Origin of the sequence: Chryseobacterium sp. UNC8MFCol, assembly GCF_000482305.1 — a bacterium.
Lineage (GTDB): Bacteria > Bacteroidota > Bacteroidia > Flavobacteriales > Weeksellaceae > Chryseobacterium > Chryseobacterium indologenes.
On sequence record NZ_KI535292.1, the window covers coordinates 352,121 to 358,451 of the forward strand.

The 6,331-nt window shown below is 35.5% G+C and carries 6 protein-coding genes; 1 reads left to right on the forward strand and 5 read right to left on the reverse strand.

Annotated elements, in window-relative coordinates; translation table 11 throughout:
- The first annotated feature begins 86 nt into the window (after positions 1 to 86).
- The gene (locus M030_RS0121925; protein ID WP_027375371.1) at positions 87 to 710 is read left to right on the forward strand and encodes an RNA polymerase sigma factor; all 624 of its coding nucleotides are present in this window, start codon (positions 87 to 89) and stop codon (positions 708 to 710) included.
- A gap of 239 nt (positions 711 to 949) precedes the next feature.
- On the opposite strand, the gene M030_RS0121930 is transcribed toward M030_RS0121925, so the two are convergent.
- From M030_RS0121930 to M030_RS24735, 5 genes are all read right to left on the reverse strand, one after another.
- Entirely contained in the window at positions 950 to 1,342 is a 393-nt protein-coding gene (locus M030_RS0121930) for a hypothetical protein (protein WP_027375372.1), read from the reverse strand.
- Between the two features lie 458 nt (positions 1,343 to 1,800).
- Positions 1,801 to 2,229, reverse strand: a complete 429-nt coding sequence (locus tag M030_RS0121940; RefSeq protein ID WP_027375374.1) for a DUF5958 family protein — start codon at positions 2,227 to 2,229, stop codon at positions 1,801 to 1,803.
- Between the two features lie 204 nt (positions 2,230 to 2,433).
- Positions 2,434 to 2,652 (reverse strand): hypothetical protein, encoded by a 219-nt coding sequence (locus M030_RS26030; protein ID WP_027375375.1) that lies wholly within the window; start codon positions 2,650 to 2,652, stop codon positions 2,434 to 2,436.
- A 463-nt stretch (positions 2,653 to 3,115) separates the two neighbouring features.
- Positions 3,116 to 3,508 carry a hypothetical protein gene (locus tag M030_RS0121960; RefSeq protein WP_027375376.1) on the reverse strand — a complete coding sequence of 131 codons (393 nt, stop codon included), beginning with the start codon at positions 3,506 to 3,508 and terminating at the stop codon, positions 3,116 to 3,118.
- Between the two features lie 10 nt (positions 3,509 to 3,518).
- On the reverse strand, positions 3,519 to 6,331 hold a 2,813-nt coding region (locus M030_RS24735; RefSeq protein WP_081806366.1), incomplete at its 5' end, for an RHS repeat domain-containing protein.

The window sequence follows — 6,331 nt, forward strand, 5'->3', positions numbered from 1 at the left end:
GGAGTGTTTTTCAGAAATATTTAATCTTAATACACCCAAAGTTCATAAAAAGTTAATTTTCCTTTAGGTAATTTTGTGGTCAGATTATGAGCCCGACAGATTCCATATTATTAAAGAAAATAAAATCAGGAGACCGCCCTGCATTTATGCTGCTGTATGAAAGATACTGGGATAGTCTGTACCGTTTTGTTTTTGTCCGTACAAAGGATAAGGAGATTGCAGAAGAAGTTCTTCAGGATCTTTGGATAAAAATCCTTGAAAATACGGATAGCATCCAAACCGATGATTCTGAAAGTGCCAGAGGCTATCTATTGCGCCACCTTCACTACCGTATACTTGATTATTATAACAACTACAAAAAAGCACCTCCTACCCTGAGTATTGACGAATTTGATATCCCCAACGAATCAGAACTTACGGATTCGGAATATTTCGAAATTCTTGAGGAAAATGAAATATCAGATCTGTTGTCTATGATTGATGAAGTGGTCAGCCAACTTCCCGTAACTGAACAACAAGTATATGATATGCGAATACGAAAGAATATGTCGGTAAATGAAACAGCAGAAGCATTAGGAATAAGCAATAAAACGGTCAGTAATAAACTGAGCAAAGCATTGGGCGAAATCCGTGAAAAGCTGAGCCCGGATTATAAATCGTCGAAAAAACTGGTTTCCATTCTCTTACTGATGGAAATACTGACAAAATAATAAAATTGCAGGGTTTGTTTTATTATACTTCTAAAAACCAAATGCACATTGCTGGATATCATGCACCAAGCATCAAATTATAAATCTTTTGTTTTTTAGCAAAATCTTATACTTTCCAACAAAAGTTCTTATACTCAGCTAGCCTACAAAAAGTAATTATTACTAAATGCCACACGAAAGGATTTGTGCGGCAGCGGGCGTCAGTGCTAAACTTTCGGGCGACTTTGCTCAGCGTTTTTTTATTCTATAATCTTTTTATAACAATTCTCCCCATCATGGTAGCCAAAGCAAAGTACAATATTTTTATCTTTTTTCTCAAAAAAAGTAGTATAGGTCATATCAGTATCCCTCACATCTTCTGGAAAGGCAATTAAATCTTTATCAAAATTTAAATAAAAATCATTAAACTCTATTGTGTTACCTTTTAATTTATATTTCGAATTGTAATTCAACAATTTCTTTCCTTTTATATTGTAAATTACTCTGTTATAAACCCCATCCCTGTTAATCGTTAAAGTGTCACATGTATTCTTGTATGATATGGGTGAATATTTTCCATATATATCTTCATTACTAATATTTTGGCAAGAAAATAAAAAAGGTAATAAAATTAAACTTATACTTTTTTTCATATTTATTAAATTTAAGTTTTTCGATTTAAAATCTAGATATTGTTAATATAAATGGCGGTGTTATAGCTTGTTTAAAAACGTTCTTTGAGGTTGGGTTAACTACTTTTTGTTGAATTTCAGACTTGCTTTCAGTCCATATATAAGTCTGATATGTATTTCCACAACTGTTTCCCTTTCCATCGGTTCTTTCAAAATTATTTACTGGTAATCTATAAAACAATGACTCTTGTGACTCAGAATCAGTCATTAAAAAAAGTGTTTCCCCCGGATCTACGGATATTCTACTGGATAAAAATATCGTCTCCAAAATTCTTGACATCCAAAAACTAAAAGAGAACAATAGACAGCATGTCTTCGCTCTCCTTGATGCATTCCTTAAACAAACTAAATTGCAAGACATTTTATAAACAACAAGGCTACTCAAACGAGTAGCTTTTTGATGTTTAGTTCATATTAAATTAACTATACAAACTATAAATTTTATTCTCAATACCTGGATTGGTTAAATCCCAATACCACCATTTATTTGGATGATTTTTTTCTGCTTCAAATCGTCTTTGGTAGGCAATTTTATAAAGTTCAAGAAGTAATCTGAAGCTTTTAAATTTTTCATTTTCTGGTAATTGGATAATTTTTTTAAGATTATTATTATCAACTCCTTTTTTAAGTAGGGTACATGGTGTAAAAGTCGGTTTTAATCCGCTTCCTCCAATAGCTTTTTCTATATCTTCATTCAATGGCTTAGATTGCATTATTAAAAACAAAAAGTCATTCATAAAACTATTTTGTTCAGCGGTGTTCATTTCTATAAATAAGCTTACTAAAGGTTCATGAGTAATAATTCCCTGCCCATATTTATTAAGCATTATTTCTTGTTCAATTTTCATGATTTTATCGAGGGTTAATTGTTATATGTGGCTTGGATTTATTTACAGAGCCAGTAAAAATATCGATATTTCTTGGAGTATTATCTATCGTAGATTTTGCTCCTGGTATGGAATTCTTAATCTTAGACCAATTTCTACTGTTTAAACCGCCTTCTATCATATAATCCCCGCTACCGCACGAATCCTTTCTTGTGGCCAAGAAAACTATAAATCAAACATTCTAAAAACTATAGTATTGTCCAAAAGTCCTTTTTCACCAGAATAATCAACCGCACTGCTATATTTATAAGCTTCTGCACGAAAAACTAAACCTGCTTCAACCGGGTTTTTGATGGATATAGTTAATTTTCTGACTGATAACTTTATTACTCCATAATTCAATAGGTTTATTATCATGTCGCCAAAATTGATACTTGTTAACATTTGAGCTTTTTGCACCTTCTTTTAAAAGTAATCCAATAAGATTTCTTTTCTGCTTTCCTTAGGATTTTCTTTGATAGCCTTTACAATTGAATTATTTGTAAGCCTTTTCAAATCTCCAATCAATAACTCTGGTTTCTGTTTGTTTATACTTCCAAAAACCAAATGTACATAACCGGACATGATGCATCAGGCATGAATTTCTAAACCTTTTGTTTTTTGGCAAAATCTTATACTTTCCAACAAAAGCTATTTATATTCATTAATAAATACATCAAGCCAACCTACTACAGCAAAGCTTACAAAATATAGTTCTTCCGGATTATGGAATTTATAATTTCTACTCATCACCATATGTTTTAGATAAAGATATAAAAATGAGCTAGTCTACAAAAAGTAATTATTAATAAAATGCCGCGCGAAAGGATTCGCGCGGCAGCGGGGTGATTATGTTACTGATAACTAATTACAGAATTTCGGGAAAGGAACTTAAAAAATCTTTTATATTTTCGTTTTTAGTATAAAATTCAAAAGATAAATTATACAAATATTCTATGTCACGAATTTCTCCATTAATACATATTTCGTCATTATTTCCTGTTTCAAAGTCTAAAGAAAAACGTTTATCCAAATCCTCATAAGCAAAACGAGGTATATTTTTGTTGAATAAATTATTTAATCCTTTTTGAATATAATCTATATCTATTTTTTCTATACTTAGCTTTTCAACAGTCACTAAATTTGCAATCCTTACCTCTACTTTTGTAGTCAAAAATAGAGGATTAATATTGTCTTCATATTCTTTCTTAAATGGATGAAATAAAATGTGAGAATTATTATCTATACTTGAAATTTCCATAAATAAAAAATTATAATTTTGTTTTACTAAGTGGTCTAAATGCTTTGTGAAAAATTACATTTTCAGGGCTAACGCCTATTTCATAGTTACCTTGATATAAACTTCTTGATGATTTCATAGTTCCTGATAATTCATAAAAAGAAGAACCATCTACAACTCTTTGAGTCCATGTTCCTTCCTCCATAATTTTAGGAATTAATGCATTATCAAATGCGTGAAACATATCCGTTTGACCAGCTATCCTAGAATGCAAAATAGGATTTCCATAAGGAATAGACTTAAAACTTGTTTGGACTCCTACACCCCCTAATCCATCTCCTGCAACTGAACCTGTTGTAGGTAAAGATAATCCACCCGTAATTCCTACTGCGCCTAATGCAGCTTCCACAGCAATTCCAGATGCAGCCATTTGCATACCTATTAATCCGTTATAAGCTAATTGAGAGGAAGGATTCGCAAATGGATTATCAGGAGTAGCTCTTATATATGAACCATCGTTATTTCGAAAAGCCATCGCACTCATCGCTGGCGCCTTATCTCCGCCCTGAATTAATGGGTCAAGATTTGTACCGATCCCTATATTCGTTATATTAAAAGAAGTATTTGTAAATGACGCATTCGGATTTAAGTTTACATAAGAACCGTCAGCTGCTGAATAAGTCCCGCTTTTGCCCAAATAGGTTTCATTAGCTCCAGCCGTTACTTGGCTTCTTGCATCATTATTCCAGTAAACCTGATTAGTCTGTCTATTATGCACCCAATCTGTTCCCTGTCTTCCATCTGGATCAATAAATCTAATTGAATTATTCATCGCATAATTATAAGTAGAGTGTCTACGATACTGCTCTGCTAGTGGATCCACAACACCCCATCTACCTAAATCCGGCATGTAGAACCTCGCTCCATAATCATACATTCCGGTCTCCTGAAGCTCCTTCCCGTTGTACTTGTACTGATACGCAGCATTTCCAACCGAAGTATTATACCCTTCATGCTTCAACCCAAACGGATAATAATTGCTTTCCTCAATGATCTCTACTCCTGATCCGCTGTTCATGTAACTTAAACGTACATTTCCCAGATGATCTGTATAGTTGTAAATATACTTATTTTTCACAACATCAAAGTAGCCTTCTGAAGTCGGGAAGAATTGTAATGTACTGTTTTCATATTGAAAACCGGTCAGGTAATCTACGACCTTGCTTCCTGCTGTCTTTTTCACCTTCGTTCCATCAGCACTGTAAAGATATGAGGTATTACTTTGTGGGGAAACAATATTTTGAGGCAGGTTCAGGTAGTTATAAGCGATGCTAAGGCCCTTATCTTCCTGCACAGTCATATTTCCGTTGTCATCATACCCAAAGGCTTTCCCTCCGATAGGATATCCTGAAGGGTTTAGAGACAGGTCATCCACTTTGGTTAATCGGTTTCCTGAGTAAACATAGGCCAGATCATCCATATTTTCAGGAGCCGTGTATCCCGGGAATTGTCTTCCTTTTCGTTTCAGGGTGCCTATATTCCCATTGAGATCGTAGGTCAGATTTTCCGTGTATTCTCCTCTGTCCAGGTTCATGGCATCCCACAGGCGGCCTTCTGTTAATCGGTTCAGCGCGTCATACTGGTAAGAATAATTCCTTAACACCGCATCGCTTTGGGTGATCCATGCGGTCTGGGAGATGTTTCCGTTATATCTGGCTGTTCCGCTGTATTGGGAATTCGGGTTGTTGTATCTCAGCTCATAGGCAAAAAGCTTATTAAGCAGGTTACCCGGCTCATTGATTTTGGTCATCCAGCCCCGTATGTTGTATTGGTAGTTTACACTTTGCAGCGGGCTGCCGGTGGTGTTTCCTACATTTTTGGTCTGGAGTTGTCCCAATTCGTTGTATACATTCTCTGCAAGAAGTTCCTTATTTGCTCCGTTCACCTGGTGCCAGTGTCTTACCACTCTTTCCTGATGGTCATATTCAAAAGATTCTTTGATGTTGATTTCAGCATCGTTTTGAGTCCTTTTGTGAGAAGTAAGAGTATACTCAGGTTTTCCTGAGAATTTCAGCAGACTTTCTGTTTTGGTATATCCGCCTAAATGATTGATGGAATAACCTCCTATGGCTCTTCCTTTCTGATCGTAATAGGTAAAGTTCTTCGTCCAGTTATCATCTTCAATATTCTTCACCAGGCTGACAAGAGGAAGTCCGTTGGTGCTTCGTCCGTCTGAAGAAGGCGTTCCAGTTAACGTTGGCACTCCCTGAATCGTGGATGGAAAAGAAGGGGTGAAACTATATCCCGGATAAGAATCATAATAATTCAAAGATAACAGAGTGACCCAGGTTGGAGATTTTGGATACGTAAGATCAGAACTACCATAATACACATCCATTCCCTGTCTGTTAAAAAACACCACATTTCCTCTGTCTACACTATTGGAACCAAATGTATTGGCTTGAGTCTGTTCCTGAGCTCTTGTCCCTCCCGTATTAATACCTGTGTAGGCTACCCTTCCGAACTGATCGTATTTGGTGTATAGCCATTGACCTTTTGCTTTTAAATTCGCATCCTGAGTACCTACCAGTCTGTCCTGTTTATCATAGACCATATACTCCCAGCCTTTTCCCGGAAGTTTCTTTTCTACCAGCCTTCCTCTTCCGTCGTAACGGTATTGATAGCAGAGTTCATCATGTTTGGTCGTATTGGCCACAATATCTCCCCTTATACCGGCTAATGGAGGCAACACAAAGGCAAGCTGGTCGTATTCATTATACACATAATAAGTGCTGCTGCCATCTTCTTTTTTCACCATAATGGTTTGTCCCTGACCATTTTTAA

Excerpts from the sequence above, each read along its gene's own strand:
- M030_RS0121925 (WP_027375371.1), top strand. The coding sequence starts at position 87 with ATGAGCCCGACAGATTCCATATTATTAAAGAAAATAAAATCAGGAGAC.
- M030_RS0121930 (WP_027375372.1), bottom strand. The coding sequence starts at position 1,342 with ATGAAAAAAAGTATAAGTTTAATTTTATTACCTTTTTTATTTTCTTGC.
- M030_RS0121940 (WP_027375374.1), bottom strand. The coding sequence starts at position 2,229 with ATGAAAATTGAACAAGAAATAATGCTTAATAAATATGGGCAGGGAATT.
- M030_RS26030 (WP_027375375.1), bottom strand. The coding sequence starts at position 2,652 with ATGTTAACAAGTATCAATTTTGGCGACATGATAATAAACCTATTGAAT.
- M030_RS0121960 (WP_027375376.1), bottom strand. The coding sequence starts at position 3,508 with ATGGAAATTTCAAGTATAGATAATAATTCTCACATTTTATTTCATCCA.